At 72.7% G+C, this 20,442-nt stretch carries 16 protein-coding genes; 12 read left to right on the top strand and 4 right to left on the bottom strand.

Annotation, left to right across the window (positions count from 1 at the left end; all coding sequences use genetic code 11):
• Window positions 1-83 precede the first annotated feature (83 nt).
• On the bottom strand, window positions 84-1,040 hold the full coding sequence (gene cofD / locus ACZ4VK_RS23945) for a 2-phospho-L-lactate transferase (protein ID WP_468355394.1): 957 nt from the start codon (window positions 1,038-1,040) through the stop codon (window positions 84-86).
• 83 nt (window positions 1,041-1,123) lie between these two features.
• Complete coding sequence (locus ACZ4VK_RS23940; RefSeq protein WP_468355391.1) at window positions 1,124-1,633, bottom strand: cysteine dioxygenase; 510 nt, start codon at window positions 1,631-1,633, stop codon at window positions 1,124-1,126.
• Window positions 1,634-2,330: 697 nt separating this feature from the next.
• Between ACZ4VK_RS23940 and ACZ4VK_RS23935 the strand changes: the two genes are divergently transcribed.
• The 3 genes from ACZ4VK_RS23935 (at window position 2,331) to ACZ4VK_RS23925 (ending at window position 8,114) form a co-directional block, all read left to right on the top strand.
• On the top strand, window positions 2,331-2,594 hold the full coding sequence (locus ACZ4VK_RS23935) for a WhiB family transcriptional regulator (protein ID WP_015033978.1): 264 nt from the start codon (window positions 2,331-2,333) through the stop codon (window positions 2,592-2,594).
• Window positions 2,595-2,835: 241 nt separating this feature from the next.
• The gene (locus ACZ4VK_RS23930; RefSeq protein WP_468355388.1) at window positions 2,836-6,585 is read left to right on the top strand and encodes a glycosyltransferase family 2 protein; all 3,750 of its coding nucleotides are present in this window, start codon (window positions 2,836-2,838) and stop codon (window positions 6,583-6,585) included.
• Window positions 6,582-8,114 (top strand): DUF5719 family protein, encoded by a 1,533-nt coding sequence (locus tag ACZ4VK_RS23925; protein ID WP_468355385.1) that lies wholly within the window; start codon window positions 6,582-6,584, stop codon window positions 8,112-8,114. The genes ACZ4VK_RS23930 and ACZ4VK_RS23925 overlap by 4 nt, the downstream gene beginning before the upstream one ends.
• A gap of 42 nt (window positions 8,115-8,156) precedes the next feature.
• On the opposite strand, the gene ACZ4VK_RS23920 is transcribed toward ACZ4VK_RS23925, so the two are convergent.
• Window positions 8,157-8,612: a metallopeptidase family protein gene (locus tag ACZ4VK_RS23920; protein WP_468356333.1), complete on the bottom strand. Its 456-nt coding sequence runs from the start codon at window positions 8,610-8,612 to the stop codon at window positions 8,157-8,159.
• Window positions 8,613-8,911: 299 nt separating this feature from the next.
• On the opposite strand from ACZ4VK_RS23920, the gene ACZ4VK_RS23915 reads away from it, so the two are divergent.
• The 8 genes from ACZ4VK_RS23915 (at window position 8,912) to ACZ4VK_RS23880 (ending at window position 17,936) form a co-directional block, all read left to right on the top strand.
• Entirely contained in the window at window positions 8,912-9,346 is a 435-nt protein-coding gene (locus ACZ4VK_RS23915) for a DUF3499 domain-containing protein (RefSeq protein ID WP_468355382.1), read from the top strand.
• A 137-nt stretch (window positions 9,347-9,483) separates the two neighbouring features.
• Complete coding sequence (locus ACZ4VK_RS23910) at window positions 9,484-10,848, top strand: phosphomannomutase/phosphoglucomutase (RefSeq protein WP_468355379.1); 1,365 nt, start codon at window positions 9,484-9,486, stop codon at window positions 10,846-10,848.
• A gap of 101 nt (window positions 10,849-10,949) precedes the next feature.
• On the top strand, window positions 10,950-11,132 hold the full coding sequence (locus ACZ4VK_RS23905) for a Trm112 family protein (protein WP_073820091.1): 183 nt from the start codon (window positions 10,950-10,952) through the stop codon (window positions 11,130-11,132).
• A gap of 804 nt (window positions 11,133-11,936) precedes the next feature.
• Window positions 11,937-13,085: an SIS domain-containing protein gene (locus ACZ4VK_RS23900; protein WP_468355376.1), complete on the top strand. Its 1,149-nt coding sequence runs from the start codon at window positions 11,937-11,939 to the stop codon at window positions 13,083-13,085.
• A 137-nt stretch (window positions 13,086-13,222) separates the two neighbouring features.
• Complete coding sequence (gene manA, locus ACZ4VK_RS23895) at window positions 13,223-14,374, top strand: mannose-6-phosphate isomerase, class I (protein WP_468355373.1); 1,152 nt, start codon at window positions 13,223-13,225, stop codon at window positions 14,372-14,374.
• Window positions 14,375-14,440: 66 nt separating this feature from the next.
• Window positions 14,441-15,406 (top strand): cation diffusion facilitator family transporter, encoded by a 966-nt coding sequence (locus ACZ4VK_RS23890; RefSeq protein ID WP_468355370.1) that lies wholly within the window; start codon window positions 14,441-14,443, stop codon window positions 15,404-15,406.
• A gap of 307 nt (window positions 15,407-15,713) precedes the next feature.
• Window positions 15,714-17,168: an adenosylhomocysteinase gene (gene ahcY / locus ACZ4VK_RS23885; protein WP_468355367.1), complete on the top strand. Its 1,455-nt coding sequence runs from the start codon at window positions 15,714-15,716 to the stop codon at window positions 17,166-17,168.
• A gap of 153 nt (window positions 17,169-17,321) precedes the next feature.
• Entirely contained in the window at window positions 17,322-17,936 is a 615-nt protein-coding gene (locus ACZ4VK_RS23880; RefSeq protein WP_468355364.1) for a hypothetical protein, read from the top strand.
• Window positions 17,937-17,939: 3 nt separating this feature from the next.
• On the opposite strand, the gene ACZ4VK_RS23875 is transcribed toward ACZ4VK_RS23880, so the two are convergent.
• Entirely contained in the window at window positions 17,940-18,920 is a 981-nt protein-coding gene (locus ACZ4VK_RS23875) for an RDD family protein (protein ID WP_468355361.1), read from the bottom strand.
• 119 nt (window positions 18,921-19,039) lie between these two features.
• Between ACZ4VK_RS23875 and ACZ4VK_RS23870 the strand changes: the two genes are divergently transcribed.
• Window positions 19,040-20,047 carry a stage II sporulation protein M gene (locus tag ACZ4VK_RS23870; RefSeq protein ID WP_468355358.1) on the top strand — a complete coding sequence of 336 codons (1,008 nt, stop codon included), beginning with the start codon at window positions 19,040-19,042 and terminating at the stop codon, window positions 20,045-20,047.
• Window positions 20,048-20,442 lie beyond the last annotated feature (395 nt).

The raw sequence follows: 20,442 nt of genomic DNA, 5'->3' as shown, positions 1-20,442 counted from the left end.
CCGGCGAGGTGCGTCGGTGATCTCCGGACCTTCCCGGCGAGGTGCGTCGGTCACCCCCAGACCTTCCCGGCGAGGCGCGTCGGTCACCCCCGGACCTCCTCGGCGAGTGCCAGCGCCTCCCTGGCCATCTCGGCCGTCGCCTCGACGTCGGTCATCATCAGCGGGACCGCCCGGCAGCGGATGCCCGCCGCCTCGACCTCCGCGACCGCGCCCGCGTCGACGGTGTCGACGAGCCAGCCGTCGATGAGCTCGGAGCCGTAGTTCCGGGCGACGGCGGCCGCCGTGGACTCCACGCCCACGGCCGCCAGCACCTTGTCGGCCATGCCGCGCACGGGCGCGTCGCCGACGATGGGGGAGAGGCCCACGACGGGCGCCCCGGCCGCCACGATCGCCTCGCGGATCCCGGGGACGGCCAGGATCGTCCCGACGCTCACCACGGGGTTGGACGGCGGGAAGAGGATCACGTCCGCCTCGGCGACGGCCTCCAGGACGCCCGGCGCCGGCTTCGCGGCCTCCGCGCCGACCGGCACGATCGCCTTCGCGTCGACCGAGGCGCGCAGCTTCACCCAGTACTCCTGGAAGTGCACCGCGCGCTGCTCGCCGTCGACCTCGATCGCCACGTGCGTCTCGACGCGGTCGTCGGACATGGGGAGGAGGCGTACGCCCGGCTGCCAGCGGGCGCACAGCGCCTCGGTGACGGCGCTCAGCGGGTATCCCGCGCCGAGCATCTGCGTACGGACGATGTGGGTCGCGAAGTCCCGGTCGCCGAGGCCGAACCACTCGGGTCCGACGCCGTACGCCGCGAGCTCCTCCTTGACGGCGAAGGACTCGTCACGGCGGCCCCAGCCCTGCTCCTCGTTGATGCCACCGCCGAGGGTGTACATCACCGTGTCCAGGTCGGGGCAGACCTTCAGCCCGAAGAGATGGATGTCGTCACCGGTGTTGCCGATGACCGTGATCTCCGCGTCCGGCGCGGCCTGCTTGAGGCCGCGAAGGAAACGGGCACCACCGATGCCGCCGGCCAGAACCACAATGCGCATGCACAGCAGTCTGTCAGGCCACGCGGACACAGGCGGTGACAGGGGCTGTTCAGGCCACGGAGACAGCGGGGTGACGGGGGCGCTCAGGCCACCGCGAGACCGGGCGTGACGGGGGCGCACTGCGCCTGGAGCGACTCGTGCATGGGCATCTCGGTGAGGCCGGGGAAGTAGACGTGGAGGCTGACGGCCGGTTCGAGGGAGCCGTTGACGACCTCGTGGACGTACCCCGGCGCGAAGACCCGCTGCGCGCCGGGCGCGAGCGTCCGCGCGCCCCGGTCCGTACGCTCCGTCAGCTCGCCGTCCAGGACGGTCAGTACGCCGGAGGAGAGCCCGTGGTCGTGGAGTCCGCTGCCCTGGCCGGGCACCCAGGAGAGCAGCCACACCTCGTAGCCCGGGCCTGTGCGCAGCCGGTGGTACCAGCGGGTGGTGGCGTCGTACTCGACGTACGGGGCCCACTGGGAGCGGTCGTCGGCGATCGCGCGCGCGAGGCCGGCGAACTCGGCCACGGTGACGGGGTGGGCGCGCTCGGGCTGGAGGAGGTGGGGGACCTCGAGGATGTCGCCGGCGATCTGAAGGTCGCTGTCCATGTTCATGGGTGGGGTGGTTCCTCAGCAGAAACAGAAGCGGTGGGGGTCACGGAGACGAAGTGACGCGAGTGACGCAGGGTGACGCTGGGAGAAGAAGCTGGAGCTCTACGGCATCAACAGCTGGGACAGCAACAGCAACAGCGCGCCTGGACAGCGCGGCGGAACCCACGGCTGTGGGTCGCGGAGGGCGCTGCGGTCGCTGGCATGCCACCAAAGGTGGCCGGAACGGTACCCGACTGTCAACCCAATGCCCGATTTGGGGGTAATGTTTCACCTCATCCGGTTACAGCGCCCGGAGAAAGGTTTGTTCAGGCGCGGACCAGGAGAGATGCCGCTTCAGCCGTGCCCGTAAACATGGCAGCGCCCGCGTGATCGGCTCCGGTCGGCCACCGGCGGGCCGGACCGTCCGTGATCGGACTGTGATCCGGATCGCTTCCATGGCTGGATCGCAACAAGATCCAAGTCTCGGACGTCCTCTTCCGTGAGGGCCGCCCGGCGTCACCCAGGCCGGTGGCATGTGTCACGGTTTTTGGTGATTTGAACACTTACCGCATAGGCTTGGTTCCGCAGAGTGAATACGGGGCCCAATAGCAGATCTCGGCTTGACTCGCGCAGAGCACGAACTTGTAATTTCACTCGTGTCGTTCGGCCGGGTACACCACGGCAACATCACGGGGACGCACAGAACAGACGAGGGGCGCACATGACCGAGTTGTTCCAGGAACTGCTGGTCGAGGACGCGGACGAAGAACTCGGCTGGCAGGAGCGCGCGCTGTGCGCCCAGACCGATCCCGAGTCCTTCTTCCCCGAGAAGGGCGGCTCGACCCGCGAGGCCAAGAAGGTCTGCCTCGCCTGCGAGGTCCGCTCCGAATGCCTCGAATACGCCTTGCAGAACGACGAACGGTTCGGGATCTGGGGCGGCCTCTCCGAGCGCGAGCGACGCCGCCTGAAGAAGGCCGCCGTCTGAACCGCGGGAAGCCCGCCGGGCCCCGCGCACCACGGCGCGGCCCACCAGAACACCCGGAAGAAGCGAAACGGTCCGCCCCCTGTGCTCCACGGACAGGCGGCGGACCGTTCTGCGTGCTCTGTCCACAGGGCGCTGTCCACAGGGGCGGACCGCCCCCGCGCGCAGCCGTTAGTGTGGGCCTCCGTCCGAGACGCTCCCCACGCCCCCCGCGGGCGACCCCGGCCGGAGGGCCCGTAGCTCGATGTCCTCAACTCCTGAGTTTCCGCGACACGTCGTCACCGCCGTGCTCGTCACCCACGACGGCGCCCGCTGGCTGCCGGACGCCCTCGCCGGGCTGCTCGCCCAGGAACGCCCCGTGCAGAACGTGGTCGCCGCCGACACCGGCAGCGCCGACGACTCGGCGCAGCTCCTCGCCGACGCCATCGGCACCGACCGCGTCCTGCACCTCGCCCGCCGCACCGGCTTCGGCGCCGCGGTCGAGGAGGCCGCCCGCACCGCGCCCGTGCTCGGACCCGAGGACCTCCCCTATCTGAAGCGCCCCAGCGGCTGGGACCCCGTCAGCCGCACCTGGAACGACGACGCCTACGACCTCCCGGACCTGCCGCACGGCGAACCGGTCCAGTGGCTCTGGCTCCTCCACGACGACTGCGCCCCCGAGCCAGGCGCCCTCGCCGAACTCCTGCGCGTCGCCGACTCCGACGCGTACGCCGCCGTCATCGGCCCCAAGCTGCGCGGCTGGTACGACAGGAAGCAGCTCCTGGAGACCGGCGTCTCCATCGCCCGCAGCGGACGCCGCTGGACCGGACTCGACCGGCGCGAGCAGGACCAGGGCCAGCACGACCAGGTCCGCTCCGTCCTCTCCGTCTCCACCGCCGGCATGCTCGTCCGCCGCGACGTCTTCGAGGAACTCGGCGGCTTCGACCGGCGCCTGCCCCTCATGCGCGACGACGTCGACCTCTGCTGGCGCGCCCACTCCGCCGGCCACCGCGTCCTCATCGCCCCCGACGCCGTCCTCCGGCACGCCGAGGCCTCCGCCCGCGAGCGCCGCACCGTCGACTGCGCCGGGCGTACGGCCGCCAACCCGCACCGCGTCGACAAGGCCGGCGCCGTCTACACCCTCCTCGCCAACACCCGAGGCGCCGCCCTCCCCTACGTCTTCGCACGGCTCGTCGTCAGCACCCTGCTCCGCACCCTCGCCTACCTCGTCGGCAAGGTCCCCGGGCAGGCCGTCGACGAGGTCATGGGTCTCCTCGCCACCCTGCTGCGCCCCGAGAAGATCCTCGCCGCCCGCAAACGCCGCAAGAACCCCGCCGTCGCCGCGAGCGAACTCCGCCCGCTGTTCCCGCCGCCCGGCGCCACCGTCCGCGCCGCACTCGAACAGTTCACCGCCAACTTCGGCGGCTCCGAGGCCGACTCCGGCGGCTCCCGCCACGGCGTCGTCGAGTCCGGCCCCGGCGGCGACGACGCCGACTACCTGGAGATCGAGCAGTTCGCCCGGCTCAAGAAGATCGCCGCCCGGCCCGGCCCGGTCCTCTTCGCCCTCCTGCTCCTCGTCTCCCTCGTCGCCTGCCGCAACCTCCTCACCGGCGGCTCCCTGGCCGGCGGCGCCCTGCTGCCCGCCCCCGACACCGTCTCCGGCCTCTGGTCGCGGTACGCCGACGCGTGGCACGCCCTCGGCACCGGCGGCACCCAGACCGCCCCGCCCTACCTCGCCGTCCTGGCCGCGCTCTCCGCGCTCTTCCTCGGCTCCACCTCCACCGCGCTGACCCTGCTGCTCGTCTGCTCGGTCCCGCTCGCCGGCTTCACCGCCTACTTCGCCGCCCGCGGCATCGTCGAGTCCCGGCTCCTGCGCGCCTGGGGCGCCATCGCGTACGCCTTCCTGCCCGCCGTCACCGGGGCCCTCGCCACCGGCCGGCTCGGCACCGCCGTCCTCGCGATCCTGCTCCCGCTCATGGCCCGCGCCGCCGTCGCCGCCCACGGCTTCAACCGGCCCGACCGGGGCAGCTGGCGCGCCACCTGGGCGTACAGCTTCCTGCTCACCTTCGCGACCGCGTTCACCCCGGCCGTCTGGCCGCTCGCCGTCGTCCTCGGCCTCGGCGTGCTCGTCGTACGCCGCTCCGACATCACGGCGTACGGACTGCGCTTCCTGGCCGCCGTCGGCACCCCGCTGCTCGTCCTCGCGCCCTGGTCGCTCACCCTGCTCACCGACCCCGCCGCCTTCCTGCGCGAGGCCGGCATCGACATCCGTACGGGCACGGCCACCGCGCTCGACCTGCTCGGCACCAGCCCCGGCGGCCCCGGCACCACCGGCGGTCTCCTCCTCGCGGGCCTCGTCCTCGCCGGCCTCGCCGGGCTGCTGCGCGAGGAGCGCCGGCTCGCCGTCCTCACCGCCTGGACCGCCGCCCTCGCCGGCCTCCTCCTCGCCGTCCTCTCCAACGGCGCGGGCGGCACCGGCTGGGCAGGACCCGCCACCCTCGTCTACGGCGCCGCCCTCATCGCCGCCGGAATGATCGGCGCCGAAGGCGGCCGCACCCGCGTCGCCGCACACGGCTTCGGCTGGCGCCAGCCCGTCGCCGCCCTCATCGCCCTCGCCTGCGCCGTCGGCCCCGCCGTCGCCGCCACCGGCTGGATGATCGGCGGCGCCGACGGACCGCTGACCCGCCGCGACCCGGTCCAGGTCCCGGCCTTCGTCGCCGAGGAGAGCGGCACCCGCGACCAGGCCCGCACCCTCGTCCTCGGCGGCAGCACCCCGGGCGAGGTCGCCTACACCCTGGTCCGCGGTTCCGGCGCCCGCCTCGGCGACGCCGAACTCACCGCCGCCGCCGAAGAGGACCCGCGTCTCGACGACGTCGTCGCCCACCTCGTCGCCGGCTCCGGCGCCGACCAGACCGAGGAGCTCAGCGGCTACGCGATCCGTTACGTGCTCGTACGGGACGGGGCACCCCGCCAGATGGGCCGCGTCCTCGACTCCACCCCCGGGCTCAGCCGCCTCAGCCAGCTCGACGGCAGCGCCCTCTGGCGCGTGGACCGCGAGATCGCCCGCATCGTGATCGTCCCGCCCGCGGCGAAGGCCGGGGCAGAGGCCGAGGACGGAGCCAAGGGCGAGACCGCCAAGCCGGTCCCCGTCGCCGCCGGCCCCGTCGAGGCGCACACCGAGATCCCGGCCGGCCCCACGGGCCGCGTCCTGCGCCTCGCCGACCGCGCCGACGAGGGCTGGACCGCCACCCTCGACGGCAGGGAACTGACGCCCACCACCGTCGACGGCTGGGCCCAGGGCTTCACCCTCCCCGCCGAGGGCGGCCGCCTCGACCTCACGTACGACGAGCCGCTCACCCACACCGCGTGGATCTGGGCCCAGGCCGGCCTCGCCGTCGTCCTGCTTGTCCTCGCCCTGCCGGGGCGGCGCCGCGAGATCGACGACGACCTGCCCGAGGAGGAGCTCGCGATCCCCGCCCAGGCGACCGAGGGCGACGGCCGCCGGGCGCGCCGGCTGCGCGCCGCCGCCGAGGCCGAGACCGCGGAGCCCGCGGAGCACGGCCCGGAACAGGAAGCCGGCCCGGTCCCGGTCCCGGAGCAGCAGGCCTACGAGCCCCAGGAATGGGACGGCGGCCACGACCCGGCCTACGCCCAGGCCCCGCAGCAGACCCCGGCGCAACACCAGGAGCAGCAGCCCCAGGGGTACGCCGAACAGGGCTACTACCAGGAGTACGCGGCCGACCCGTACCAGCAGCAGCCCTACGCCTACCCCCAGCAGGGGTACGAGCAGCAGCAGCCGCAGCAGTACGACCAGCAGCAGCCGTACGCCGAACAGGGCTACGACCCGCAACAGCAGTACGGGCAGCAGCAGTACGCCCCGCAGCAGTACGACGGCGGGCAGTACGAGCCGGGCGGGCAGTACGAGGGCGGGCAGTACGACCCGTACGCCCCCGGCTACGGGCACCCCCAGGGCCACGAGACCGAGCAGCGTCCCGACGGGAGCAGCAACCAGTGAAGCGCACGACCCTCTCCCTGATCGCGGTCACCGCGGCGCTCGCCGCCGTCACCGGCCTCGCGTCCCTCACCGCCCCGGCGGGCACCGCCGCTCCCGAGGGGAAGGCCCCCACTCGGCTGCCGGTCGCGCGCGTCGGCCTGGTCTGCCCCGCGCCCAGCACCTCCGAGGTGGCCGAGACCCTCTACACCTCGTACACCCCGACCGGCACCGGCACCGGCACGGCGAGGGGCGGCGAGGACAAGGCCGAGCGGCCCACCGCCCAGCTGCGGCCCGCCGCGAGCACGACGCCCTCGGGCGGCACCGCCAAGAACGGCAAGAAGCCCAAGGCCCCCAAGGCCCCGGCCACCGTCACCACCCCCGGCAAGCCCGTCACCGCCGAGGCGAACGGCGCCGCCGCACCGGCCCTCGGCGGCTCGGCGACCGGCACCCTCGCCCCCGGCTGGACCGTCCAGCAGACCACCGTCGTCCCGGCGGGCGGCGCACGCGGCCTCCTCGGCCTCGGCTGCGGCGCACCGGACACCGACTTCTGGTTCCCCGCCGCCTCCACCGCCAAGGAGCGCCAGGACTACGTCCACCTCACCAACCCCGACGACACGGCCGCCGTCGCCGACATCGAGCTGTACGGCCCCGAGGGCGCCCTCAAGTCCCAGTACACCGAGGGCATCCCGGTCCCCGCACGCTCCACGGTCCCCGTCCTCCTCTCCACCCTCACCGGCGAGGCCGCCCAGGAGGCCGTCACCGTCCACGTCACCACCCGCAGCGGACGGATCGGCGCCGCCATCGCCGCCGCCGACGACAAGCGCGGCAGCGACTGGATCGCGGCCGCGGCCGACCCGGCGACCAGCGCCGTCCTCCCCGGCATCCCGGCCGACGCCACCTCGGTGCGGCTCGTGGCCTTCGCCCCCGGCGAGGACGACGCCGACCTGAAGGTCCAGTTCGTCACCGCGTCCGGCACGATCGTCCCCGCCGGCGCCGGATCCCTGCACGTCAAGTCCGGGATGACGGCCTCCGCCGACCTGCCCGACCTCACCCGGGGCGACGGGGGTTCCCTGCTGCTCACCCCCAGCGACCCGAAGAAGGCCACCCCGGTCGTGGCCGGCCTCCGGGTGGTCCGCGGCAAGGGCGACGACACCGAGATCGCCTTCGTACCGGCGACCGCCGGGATCGCCGCCCGCGCGACGGTCGCCGACAACCGGGCCAAGGGCACGACGCTCACCCTGACCGCTCCCGACGCCGCCGCCCAGGTCAAGGTCACGGCCTCGGCCGGCTCCGAGGCGGGCACGCCGGTGTCGAGGACGGTCACCGTCAAGGCGGGCACGACGACGACCCTCACGGACCTGGTCCCCGAGGGCCTCAAGGGTTCCTACGCGCTGACCGTCGAACCGGTCTCCGGCGGCAAGGTGTACGCGGCGCGGATCCTCGTCCTGCCGCTGGACGACACCCCGATGTTCACGGTCCAGACCTTCGTCGACGACCGGGGCACGGTCGAGGTCCCGTCGGCCCACCAGGACCTCGGGGTACTGGACTGAGCCCGGCGGCCGCCGGGCGAGCGGGTACGGCTACGGGCGGGGTCAGTCCTGCCCGTACCGGGGGTCGACCGACTCCGGGGAGAGCCCGAGGAGCTCGGCGACCTGCTCCACGACCACCTCGTGGACCAGGAGGGCCCGCTCGTCCCGGTTCTTCGACCGGATCTCGACCGGCCGCCGGTAGACGACCACCCGCGCCGGCTCGTTCTTCTCGGCCGGCGCCGAACCGCCCAGCGGCACCGTCTCTCCCGACACCGGCGGCGGCACCTCAAGCACCATGAACTCGACGTCCGCGAGCTGCGGCCAGCGCCGCTCCAGACGCTCCACCGAGTCGAGGACCAGATCGCGGAAGGTGTCGGCCCGGCTCGCGGAGAGCGGCACCTGCGGCGGGGCGACAGGACCGCGCATCCCGCGGCCGTGCCGGTCGCGGCGGCGCGCCCGAGGCTCCGCGGGGGGCTCCGTTGAGCGGTGCGGGGGGCTCGGCGGCACAGGACTGTCCATCACTGACGCAGCGTAACCCTCATCCGTCTCCCCGCACCGTGGCGCATCCCGGCGACCTTCCCCGGCGCCCCCGGGCCGCCACCACGACCCGTGTCGAAACCTGAACATTCCGGCCGACCACCCGCTCGATTCGACAGCCTCTCGCGATCGGCCATCTGGCCGTGGTTGACCGGATCCGTACCCCGGACTGTCCGGATCGATGCCCGGCCCCGCCCCCTTGTGTCCCCTCCCGCGCAGGTCGGAGCGACCGCGTTCCCGAGGAGGGTGGTCGAGGTCACAGCGCGACACGGTGGAGTGACGTGAGGGAGAGTCGTCGCGGCCCGCTCAAGAGTGCGGTACCGTCCAACGTCGTGAGCCCTGTACGTCGCTGTTCGCGCACCGCGTGCGGCCGCCCTGCCGTCGCGACACTGACGTACGTCTATGCCGACTCGACTGCGGTCCTCGGCCCGCTCGCCACCTACGCCGAGCCCCACTGCTACGACCTGTGCGCCGAGCACAGCGAGCGCCTCACCGCCCCACGCGGGTGGGAGGTCGTGCGGCTCACCGACGGTTCCGCCCCGTCCCGCCCCAGCGGCGACGACCTCGAAGCCCTGGCCAACGCGGTGCGGGAGGCGGCACGCCCCCAGGAACGCGCGGCCGAGGCCGGCGGCAAGGGCGGCGGAGGCCGCGGCGGGGACCCCATGGAGGTCGGCCGCCGAGGGCACCTCAGGGTGCTCCGTTCCCCCGACAACTGATCCGGGTTTTCCCGACAACTGATCCGGCGACCGGGCACAACCGGCCACCGTCCGCGTGTGCCCTTCACCGTTCCGGGTAGTTTTGGCGTTCCGTACACGCGCCGCACACGCGTGCCGAGACTCAGGAGGGTGGATCCGTGACTGCCGATCTGTCGCAGATCGTGAAGGCGTACGACGTCCGCGGAGTGGTGCCCGACCAGTGGGACGAGGACCTCGCCGAGCTGTTCGGTGCCGCCTTCGTACGGGTGACGGACGCGGACGCGATCGTCATCGGACACGACATGCGCCCCTCGTCGCCCGGCCTGGCCGACGCCTTCGCGCGCGGCGCGGCCCGCCTCGGCGCCGACGTCACCCTGATCGGCCTCTGCTCCACCGATCAGCTGTACTTCGCGTCGGGCAGCCTCGGCCTGCCCGGCGCCATGTTCACCGCCTCGCACAACCCGGCCCAGTACAACGGCATCAAGATGTGCCGCGCGGGCGCCGCCCCCGTGGGCCAGGACACCGGCCTGGCGCAGATCCGCGAGCTGGCCGAGCGCTGGTCGGAGACGGGCGCGCCGGAAGCCGCGGCGACCCCGGGCTCGATCACGGAGCGGGACACCCTCGCGGACTACGCGGCCCACCTGAAGGCCCTGGTCGACCTCACGTCGATCCGCCCCCTCAAGGTGGTCGTCGACGCGGGCAACGGCATGGGCGGCCACACCGTCCCCACCGTCTTCGAGGGCCTGCCCCTGGACCTCGTCCCGATGTACTTCGAGCTGGACGGGACCTTCCCGAACCACGAGGCCAACCCGCTCGACCCGAAGAACATCGTCGACCTCCAGGCACGGGTCCGCGCCGAGGGCGCCGACCTCGGTCTCGCCTTCGACGGCGACGCCGACCGCTGCTTCGTCGTCGACGAGCGCGGCGAGCCCGTCTCGCCGTCCGCGATCACGGCCCTCGTCGCCGCCCGCGAGCTCGCCAAGCACCCCGGCGGAACGATCATCCACAACCTGATCACCTCCTGGTCGGTGCCGGAGGTCGTCCGCGAGAACGGCGGCGAGCCCGTCCGCACCCGCGTCGGCCACTCCTTCATCAAGGAGGAGATGGCGAAGACCGGCGCCATCTTCGGCGGCGAGCACTCCGCGCACTACTACTTCAGGGACTTCTGGAACGCGGACACGGGCATGCTCGCCGCGCTCCACGTCCTCGCGGCCCTCGGCGGCCAGGAGGGCACCCTCTCCGACCTGGTCGCGGCGTACGACCGCTACGCGTCCTCGGGCGAGATCAACTCCACGGTCGCGGACCAGACGGCGAGCGCGGCGAAGGTGCGCGCGACGTACGAGCACGGGGACGTCACCCTCGACGACCTCGACGGCCTGACGGTGACGGCGGGGGACTGGTGGTTCAACCTCCGCGCCTCCAACACGGAGCCGCTGCTCCGCCTGAACGTGGAGGCCCGCGACGAGGCCACGATGACCAAGATCCGCGACGAGGTCCTCGCCCTCGTCCGGGCGACGGACTGACCCGGCCGGCCGCCGGGGAACGGGGCGCCCCTCGTTCCCCGGCGGTAGGCTGACCTGGCCCGAAGGGCAGCACCACCACCGTTTGTTCGAAGGGACACCCCATGCCGCTCGAAGCCGGCCTCCTGGAGATCCTGGCCTGCCCCGCGTGCCACGCTCCGCTGAACGACCGCACGGCGGACGAAACCCCCGAACTCCTCTGCACCAGCCCGGACTGCGGCCTCGCCTACCCGGTCCGCGACAACATCCCGGTCCTCCTGACGGACGAGGCCCGCCGCCCGTCCTGACGACGCGTCCCAGCCGCGCGGGCAGGCCGTTAGCCACCCGAGGCTCCTGAGGTCACGACGGCACCCCGTCGACGGCATCAGACACGACCGGCACCCCGAAGCACCCAAAGGGCGGCACAGACCTCCGCAGGCAGCCCAACCCGCCGACCGACAATCGCCCCACCGTTCTGCCCCCCACCGTCCGTGGGAGGCGCCACGGAGCCACTCGGGGTAGGCGACACGGATCCGCCCGGGGGAGGCGCCACGGAGCCGCCACGCGGGAGGCACCACGGAGCCGCCCCCATGGGAGGCAACGCGGAGCCGCCCGACGAAGGCGACGCTGAGCCGCCCACGTGGGGCGCGACGCTGAGCCGACCGGCGAAGGTCGACTGGCGAAGGTCGACTGGCGAAGGTCGACCGGCGCGGGGCGGCCGAGCCGGAACGGGCCGACACGTGACGCCGCACGGCACGGCCGAGCCGAGACGGCGTACGGGTCGGCCGACGGGACGCCGCACGGCACGGCGCGGGACGGCCGAGCCGGGAGGCCGTACGGCACGGCTGACGACCACCAGGTCGGCGCCCCTGCCCACCGTGGGCCAGCCGCCGACGGCGAGAACCCCCACGGGAGGACCCGCACCTCTGCCCTCCCATCCGCACGGGTGGTGCGGGTGGGAACCGACAAGCCCGGCCGAAGGCCGGGCGCACAAAGACCCGCACCTCCAGGCCCCGCACCCCGCAAGGCCCCGCACCACCCCGCAACCGCACCACCGCAAGGCCCCCGCAAGGCCCCGCCCCCCGACCACGACGCGACCGGAGGCACCGCCCATGCTCGACGAGACCCTCCTCGACGCCCCGGACGACCTGGCCGTGGCCGACCGCCGCGGCCTGCTCCGCGAAGCGGCCGAGGCCGGCGCCCGGGTGAGGACGGCGGCCCGGCACGCCGCTGAAGCCGGAATCACGGACCTGCGCCCCGAGGGCCGCCCCCGCGCCGTCCTCGTCGCCGGCCCCGGCACCGTCGCCGCCGGCGTCGCCGACCTGATCGGCGCCCTCGCGGGAGCCTCCGCCCCCGTCGTACGGCTCCAGCCGACCGGCGTCGCCCCCGCCGCGGGCGCCCTGCGCTGGACCCTGCCCGGCTGGGCGGGCTCGGTGGACCTCCTCCTGCTCCTGACGACGGACGGCGCGGAACCGGGCCTCGCGCTCCTCGCCGAGCAGGCGTACCGCCGCGGTGTCACGGTCGTCGCCGTCGCCCCGAAGGCCTCACCGCTCGCGGAGTCCGTCAGCGGCTCCCACGGCATGTTCGTCCCGATGGCCACCGCCCCGAACGAGACGGTCGACGAGTACGCCGAGACCATCGCGGCCGGTCCCGGCGCCCTGTGGGCCCTGTTCACCCCGCTGCTCGTACTGCTGGACCGGGTCGGGCTCCTCGAAGCGCCGCCCGAGACGCTGGAGAAGGTGGCCGACCGGCTGGACCGTACGGCCGAGCGCTGCGGCCCGGCCATCGCCACGTACAGCAACCCGGCGAAGACGCTCGCCGCCGAGCTCGCGGACTCGCTGCCGCTGATCTGGACGGAGGGCGCCGCCGCGGCCCCGGCGGGCCGCCGTTTCGCCGCGGTCCTCGCCGAACTCGCCGGCCTGCCGGCCCTGGCCGCGGAACTCCCGGAGGCCCTGCCGGCCCACGGGGTCCTGCTGGCGGGCGACTACGCGGCGGGCGCCGACCCCGACGACTTCTTCCGCGACCGGGTGGACGAGCCGCAGGCGCTGCGCGCGCGGGTGGTCCTGCTGCGTGACCGCCCGTCGGACGGCCTCACGGCGGCGCGCGCGGCCCGCGAACTGGCCCTCAGTCACGAGACGGCCGTCAGCGAGCTGGAACCGGAGGAGGGCGGCGACCTGGAGACCCTGGCGGAACTGCTGGCGGTGACCGACTTCGCGGCCGTCTACCTCTCCCTGACCACCCCGGCCCGCACGCCCCACTAGGGCGCGGCACACCCCCAGACACCCCCACCCCTCCCACCCCGTCCACCACCCCGACACCCACCCGTCACCCGCCCCCTGTCACCTGTCTCCCGACACCCCTCACCATCCGTCACCACCCCGAGGAGCTGGCAGGCACCATGGACCGCCTCGTCAACACCGTTCGCCCCTACGCCTGGGGATCCACGACGGCCATCCCGGAGCTGCTCGGAATCGCCCCGTCCGGCGAGCCCCAGGCCGAGATGTGGATGGGCGCCCACCCCGGCGCGCCCTCCCGCACCGAGCGCGGCTCGCTGAACGAGCTGATCGACGCCGATCCCGTACGCGAGCTGGGGGAGCGTTCCGTCGAGAAGTTCGGCCCGCACCTCCCGTTCCTCCTGAAGGTGCTCGCCGCCGGCGCCCCGCTCTCCCTCCAGGTCCACCCCGACCTGACGCAGGCCCAGGCCGGTCACGCGGCCGAGGAGGCCGCCGGCATCCCGGTCGACGCCCCGCACCGCACGTACAAGGACGCCAACCACAAGCCCGAGCTGATCTGCGCCCTCACGCCCTTCGACGGCCTGTGCGGCTTCCGCGCCCCGGCCGAGGCCGCCGACCTGGTCGCCGCGCTCGGCGTCGACTCGCTCAAGCCGTACGTCGACCTGCTCCACGCCCACCCCGAAGAGGCCGCGCTCCGCGAGGTCCTGACGGCGCTGCTGACCGCGGACCCGGAGGAGATGGCGCACACCGTCGCGGAGGCCGCAGCGGCCGCCGACCGCCTCGGCGGCGACCACGCCGTGTTCGCGAGCCTCGCCCACCACTTCCCCGGCGACCCGGGCGTCCTCGCCGCGATGCTGCTCAACCGGGTACGGCTCCAGCCCGGCGAGGCCCTCTATCTGGGCGCGGGCGTCCCGCACGCCTACCTCGACGGCCTCGGCGTCGAGATCATGGCCAACTCCGACAACGTCCTGCGCTGCGGTCTCACCCCCAAGCACGTCGACGTCCCCGAACTCCTTCGCGTGGTCCGCTTCGAGCCGGCCGACCCGAACGTCCTGCGCCCCGAGGCCTCCCCGACCGGCGAGGAGGTCTACGACACCCCGACCGACGAGTTCCGCCTCTCCCGGTTCGCGCGGGCCGAGGGCGCCGCCCCCACCGACCTGACCAGGCCCACTCCGCAGATCCTGCTCGCCGTCGCGGGCCGCCCGAAAGCGGGTGACGTCACCCTCGCTCCCGGCGAATCCGTCTTCGTACCGGCGGGCGAACCGACCGAACTCTCGGGTACGGGGACGGTCTTCCGCGCCACCGTCGTGGCCTGATGCGACAATGACCGGCCGAACCGCGGCGACAGTGCCGGTGCATCGACGAAGGGACCACGTACACCCATGAGCGCGTCAGGCGGAACCAAGGCGATCGTGGCGGCACTCGCCGCCAACCTGGCGATCGCCGTAGCCAAGTTCGTGGCGTTCCTCTTCAGTGGTTCGTCCTCGATGCTCGCGGAGAGCGTCCACTCGCTCGCCGACTCCGGCAACCAGGGCCTGCTGCTCCTCGGCGGCAAGAAGGCCCAGCGAGAGGCGACCCCCCAGCACCCCTTCGGCTACGGCCGCGAGCGGTACATCTACGCCTTCCTCGTCTCCATCGTGCTCTTCTCCGTCGGTGGCATGTTCGCCATCTACGAGGGTTACGAGAAGATCCACGACCCGCACAAGATCGAGGCCTGGTACTGGCCGGTCGGCGTCCTCGTCTTCGCGATCATCGCCGAGACGTTCTCCTTCCGCACCGCCATCAAGGAGTCCAACGCGATCCGCGGCGGGCTGTCCTGGACCCAGTTCGTCCGCCGGGCCAAGGCCCCCGAGCTGCCCGTCGTCCTCCTCGAGGACCTCGGTGCCCTCGTCGGCCTCATCCTCGCCCTCGGCGGCGTCGGCCTCGCGCTGCTGACCGGTGACGGCATCTGGGACGGCATCGGCACCCTCTGCATCGGTGTCCTGCTCATCGCCATCGCCATCATCCTGGCCGCCGAGACCAAGTCGCTGCTGCTCGGCGAGTCCGCCGGCATCGACGACGTGAAGAAGATCGAGGACGCGGTCGTCGACGGCGAGACCGTCACCCGCCTCATCCACATGCGGACGCTCCACCTCGGCCCCGAGGAGCTCCTCGTCGCCGCGAAGATCGCCGTCCGGCACGACGAATCGGCCACCGAGGTCGCGAACGCCATCAACGCGGCGGAGGACCGCATCCGCGCCGCCGTCCCCATCGCCCGGGTCATCTACCTGGAGCCCGACATCTACAGCGAGACGGCCGCATCGGCCGGCCGGAACCCGGCCAAGAGCCCCGACGGCGCCGGTCACTGACCCCCGCCGCCACGAGACCCCCGGGACCCCGCCGTCCCGGGGGTCTCGCGCGTCCGAACGAGGCTCCCGGACCGTCCCGCCGCCCGATGCGGACTGTGGCCCGCGGCCCCGTCCGGTGTAGATTCGTGACCAGCCAGACGTCGCTGCTGATGGCGGTCGGGCGGTCCGTACGGACCGGCCGAGGGAGAGAGGGCCTCCGACGACGGCACCGTGGAGAACCCCGGGCATTCCTGTGCCCGGAGACCCTCCGTGGCGCCCGGCGCCCAACCGACCCTCGCACTCGATCACACGAGGAGCAGCACCAGTCATGACGACTGTCGCCCACCAGGACTTCAAGGTCGCCGACCTCTCCCTCGCCGCCTTCGGCCGCAAGGAGATCACCCTCGCCGAGCACGAGATGCCCGGCCTGATGTCGATCCGCCGCGAGTACGCCGAGCAGCAGCCGCTCGCCGGCGCCCGCGTCACCGGCTCCCTGCACATGACCGTGCAGACCGCCGTCCTCATCGAGACCCTGGTCGCCCTCGGCGCCGAGGTCCGCTGGGCCTCCTGCAACATCTTCTCCACCCAGGACCACGCCGCCGCGGCCATCGCCGTCGGCCCGAACGGCACCCCGGAGAACCCCCAGGGCGTCCCGGTCTTCGCCTGGAAGGGCGAGACCCTCGAGGAGTACTGGTGGTGCACGGAGCAGGCGCTGACCTGGCCGAACACGCCCACCGGCGGCCCGAACATGATCCTGGACGACGGCGGTGACGCCACCCTCCTCGTCCACAAGGGCGTCGAGTTCGAGAAGGCCGGCTCCGCCCCGGACCCGTCCACCGCGGACAGCGAGGAGTACGGCTACATCCTCCGTCTCCTCAACCGCACCCTCGGCGAGAACCCGCAGAAGTGGACCCAGCTGGCGTCCGAGATCCGCGGCGTGACCGAGGAGACCACCACCGGCGTCCACCGCCTGTACGAGATGCACCAGGCCGGTACCCTCCTCTTCCCGGCGATCAACGTGAACGACGCCGTGACGAAGTCGAAGTTCGACAACAAGTACGGCTGCCGCCACTCCCTCATCGACGGCATCAACCGCGCCACCGACGTCCTCATCGGCGGCAAGACGGCGGTCGTCTGCGGCTACGGCGACGTCGGCAAGGGCTGCGCCGAGTCCCTCCGCGGCCAGGGCGCCCGGGTCATCGTCACCGAGATCGACCCGATCTGCGCGCTGCAGGCGGCAATGGACGGCTACCAGGTCACGACCCTCGACGATGTCGTCGAGACCGCCGACATCTTCATCACCACGACCGGCAACAAGGACATCATCATGGCCGGGGACATGGCCAAGATGAAGCACCAGGCCATCGTCGGCAACATCGGCCACTTCGACAACGAGATCGACATGGCCGGCCTCGCCAATACCCCGGGCATCGTCAAGGACGAGGTCAAGCCGCAGGTTCACACCTGGACCTACCCCGACGGCAAGGTCCTCATCGTCCTGTCCGAGGGCCGCCTGCTCAACCTGGGCAACGCGACCGGCCACCCCTCCTTCGTCATGTCGAACTCCTTCGCGGACCAGACCCTGGCCCAGATCGAGCTCTTCACGAAGCCGGAGGAGTACCCGACCGACGTCTACGTGCTGCCGAAGCACCTGGACGAGAAGGTCGCCCGCCTCCACCTGGACGCGCTCGGCGTGAAGCTGACGACCCTCCGTCCCGAGCAGGCCGCCTACATCGGCGTCGAGGTCGAGGGCCCCTTCAAGCCGGACCACTACCGCTACTGATGCCCCGGCCGGCGGCGCCCGCGCGCTGACGCGGCGCCGTCCCGGACACCCGTAGAGGATTCAGGCAGGCCCCCCGCACCCCCGTGCCGGGGGGCCTGCCCCGTCCCGCCCCCGCTACCGCTCCTGGAAGCGCCCCCTCCCGAGGACCGACCCATGCCCCGCGGCCGATATTCGCTCCATGATCCGCACGACCACACCCCCCTCGGTGAAGAACACTTCCACTGCGCGCCCGGCCCCTCCGGCTGGCGCTACGTCTCGCAGATCACCACCCCCTCCGGCGACCACCGCGGCTCCGTCGACCTGGCCGTCGACGAACTCGGCCGCCCCATCCGCCTCGAACTCCACGCCGCCGGCTGGCAGGTCCGCGGCGCGGCCCTCGACGGCGTCACCTGGGTCCGCACGGACCCCACCGGAACCCACGCCACCGAAGGCAATGTGCGCGCCCACGCCTTCACCGGCATGTCCCCGGCGTTCCTCGTCGCGCTCACGCGACTCCTGCGTCTCACCCCCGCTTCCCCCGAGACCCGTGTCAGGCTCGTCGCCTTCACGGACCCGGTGCTCGCCCCCCTCACGGTCGACCAGTCCTGGGCCCTGCTGAAGAGTGAAGCGCACGCCACTGACAACGGCCCCCTGTTGGTGGACGAGTACCAGGTCAGCGCCCTGGACACAGGCGAGCGGCACACCGTCCACATCGCCGGCGACGTGGTCCTCGCGGCCCCCGGCATCGAACTCGAAGCCCTGGAGACCCCGCCGTCGGTCTTCCCCTGAAGCTCAGGCGGGCGGAGCGAACCCGGTGACAGGCGAGGCGGACTCCCCGCCTGCGGGCGGGGAAGCGGGCGAAGAGCCGACAACCGGCGACCCGCCAGTCGGCGAACCGGCAACCGACGAACCAGCAACCGACGACCCGCCAGTCGGCGAACCGGCAACCGACCCACCCCCACCCGCCGTGCCCGTACCCGTACCCGTCCCCATCCCCGCCCACGTCTCCGGCTCCGGCTCCGGTGAGGAGACGAACGCCCGCCGGGCGTCCCGAGCCTGCCGCTCGGCCACCACCCCGGCCAGATACGCGTCGGCCGGCACCCCCGGCGGCGGAGGCGTCCCCGTCCGGGCCACCAGATCGTCGGCGAGCCGCTCCGCGAGCTGCCGCCCCACCACCGGATCCAGCTGACGCGCGCGCGTGAGGTACTGCCGTATCTCCAGCCACAGAGCCTCGGACACGGCCGAGATATCGAGCCCGGTGAACCGCCCCACGAGCCACGGCGGCGGCGGAGGCAGGACCTGGACCCGCGCGGCGGGTATCCGCTCCCGCACCACCAGCGTCCCCGCGAAGACGTCCCCGAGCCGCCGCCCCCGCTCCGACACCAGCGACGCGATACAGGCGACGGCCCCGAAGGTCATCAGGATCTCCACGACCCCCATCGCACCGCGCACCAGCGCGTGCCGGAACCGGATCGGCCCGCCGTCGTCCCGCACCACCCGAAGGCCGCAGGCCATCTTCCCCAGCGACCGCCCGTGCGAAAGCGTCTCCACCGCGATCGGCGCCCCGACGAGGATCAGGAGGAAGGAGGCGATGGACACCGCCGTCACCGCCGCCTCGTCCAGCGACGCGGTGGCGACCGCGAGTCCGAGCGTGATCAGCAGATACGCGGCCCACACGACGACGAGGTCGATGAGCACCGCCAGCGCCCGGCTCGGCAGCCGCGCGGGCTGCAACCCCAGTACGACGGCGTCTCCCGTCACCAACCCACTCACGGCACCCACCCTTCTCCGACCTACCCGACCCCTCCGAACGCCAGTCTGCCAAGCTGACCCGCAGCGCGCCGCAGCAGTACGGACCCGTCCGCAGCCGATGCCTGGAGCAGCAGCCGATCATGGACCTCGACGTCTACGTCACCGCCCACCGCGCCGAGTGGGAACGCCTCGACCAGCTCCTGCGCCGGGGCGGCAAGCTCACCGGAGCCGAGGCCGACGAACTCGTCGCCCTGTACCAGCGCACGGCCACCCATCTCTCGATCGTCCAGTCCAGCGCGCCCGACCCCATGCTCACGGCCCGGCTCACCCAGCTCGTGGCCCGCGCCCGAGCCACCGTCACCGGCACCCGCCGCTCCTCCTGGCGCGACGCGGCCCGCTTCCTGACAGCCGGCTTCCCGGCGGCCGTCTACCGGTCCCGGCACTGGTGGATCCCCACCGCCGTCCTCTCCACCCTGCTCGCCGTGCTGATCGGCTGGTGGATCGGTACGCACCCGGAGGTCCAGGCCGCGATCGGCGCTCCCACCGACCTCCGTGAGATGACCCGCCCCGGCGGCCAGTACGAGACGTACTACTCCAGCCACCCGGCGGCCTCCTTCGCCGCCCAGGTCTGGACGAACAACGCCCAGGCCGCCGCCATGTGCCTGGTCCTGGGCGCGTTCCTGGGCATCCCGGTGCTCTGGATCCTCTTCCTGAACATGCTGAACGTCGGCGTCGCCATCGGCCTGATGTCATCGGCAGGCCGCCTCGACGTCTTCCTGGGCCTGATCCTTCCCCACGGCCTGCTCGAACTGACCGCCGTCTTCGTGGCCTCCGGCACGGGGCTGCGCCTCGGCTGGACGGTCATCGACCCGGGCCCGACCACTCGTCGCGCGGCCCTGGCGGAACGAGGCCGGGCCGCCGTCGGCATGGCGATCGGCCTGGCTCTGGTCCTCTTCGTCTCGGGCCTGATCGAAGGCTTCGTGACCCCCTCCGGCCTGCCGACCTGGGCCCGCATCACCATCGGCATCGCCGCTGAGCTGGTCTTCCTCGCCTACGTCTACGTCCTGGGCGGCCGAGCCTCCCGCGCCGGCGAGGCGGGCGACCTGGACGAGCGCGACCGCAGCGCCGAGCTCCCCACCGCCGCCTGATGTGCGTACGGCCCCGCTGACCTGCTAGTCTCCACTGGTGCCCACAAAAGCCATTGACATGGTGGACGTGGGGAGGTAGATTTAAACGGTTGCGTGGGAACTGGACAGTTCCGCAGCGACCAACTAGAGTCCAACTCACTCCGGTCGGGAATTCGATTCCACGGAGTCACCCCGATTCTTATTCGAATCACGAAAGCCACCGATTAGGTCGGCCGAAATGAATCTGATAAAGTCGGAACCGCCGAAAGGCCCCCGGAGTGAAAACAAAAGGGACCGGAAAGCACTGAGGAAATCGGATCTGAAAGATCTGATAGAGTCGGAAACGCAAGACCGAAGGGAAGCCCGGAGGAAAGCCCGAGAGGGTGAGTACAAAGGAAGCGTCCGTTCCTTGAGAA

Source organism: Streptomyces sp. NPDC028711 (assembly GCF_055565415.1).
The sequence above is the reverse complement of the archived record's forward strand: the minus strand, read 5'-3'. Positions and strand labels throughout refer to the sequence as shown.

What these genes read in the sequence shown, in the direction of transcription:
- ACZ4VK_RS23920 (WP_468356333.1), bottom strand. Translation starts at nt 8,612, where the DNA reads ATGGACAGTCCTGTGCCGCCGAGCCCCCCGCACCGCTCAACGGAGCCC.
- ACZ4VK_RS23935 (WP_015033978.1), top strand. Translation starts at nt 2,331, where the DNA reads ATGACCGAGTTGTTCCAGGAACTGCTGGTCGAGGACGCGGACGAAGAA.
- ahcY (WP_468355367.1), top strand. Translation starts at nt 15,714, where the DNA reads ATGACGACTGTCGCCCACCAGGACTTCAAGGTCGCCGACCTCTCCCTC.
- ACZ4VK_RS23900 (WP_468355376.1), top strand. Translation starts at nt 11,937, where the DNA reads ATGCTCGACGAGACCCTCCTCGACGCCCCGGACGACCTGGCCGTGGCC.
- manA (WP_468355373.1), top strand. Translation starts at nt 13,223, where the DNA reads ATGGACCGCCTCGTCAACACCGTTCGCCCCTACGCCTGGGGATCCACG.
- ACZ4VK_RS23930 (WP_468355388.1), top strand. Translation starts at nt 2,836, where the DNA reads ATGTCCTCAACTCCTGAGTTTCCGCGACACGTCGTCACCGCCGTGCTC.
- cofD (WP_468355394.1), bottom strand. Translation starts at nt 1,040, where the DNA reads ATGCGCATTGTGGTTCTGGCCGGCGGCATCGGTGGTGCCCGTTTCCTT.
- ACZ4VK_RS23880 (WP_468355364.1), top strand. Translation starts at nt 17,322, where the DNA reads ATGCCCCGCGGCCGATATTCGCTCCATGATCCGCACGACCACACCCCC.
- ACZ4VK_RS23890 (WP_468355370.1), top strand. Translation starts at nt 14,441, where the DNA reads ATGAGCGCGTCAGGCGGAACCAAGGCGATCGTGGCGGCACTCGCCGCC.
- ACZ4VK_RS23940 (WP_468355391.1), bottom strand. Translation starts at nt 1,633, where the DNA reads ATGAACATGGACAGCGACCTTCAGATCGCCGGCGACATCCTCGAGGTC.
- ACZ4VK_RS23870 (WP_468355358.1), top strand. Translation starts at nt 19,040, where the DNA reads ATGGACCTCGACGTCTACGTCACCGCCCACCGCGCCGAGTGGGAACGC.
- ACZ4VK_RS23905 (WP_073820091.1), top strand. Translation starts at nt 10,950, where the DNA reads ATGCCGCTCGAAGCCGGCCTCCTGGAGATCCTGGCCTGCCCCGCGTGC.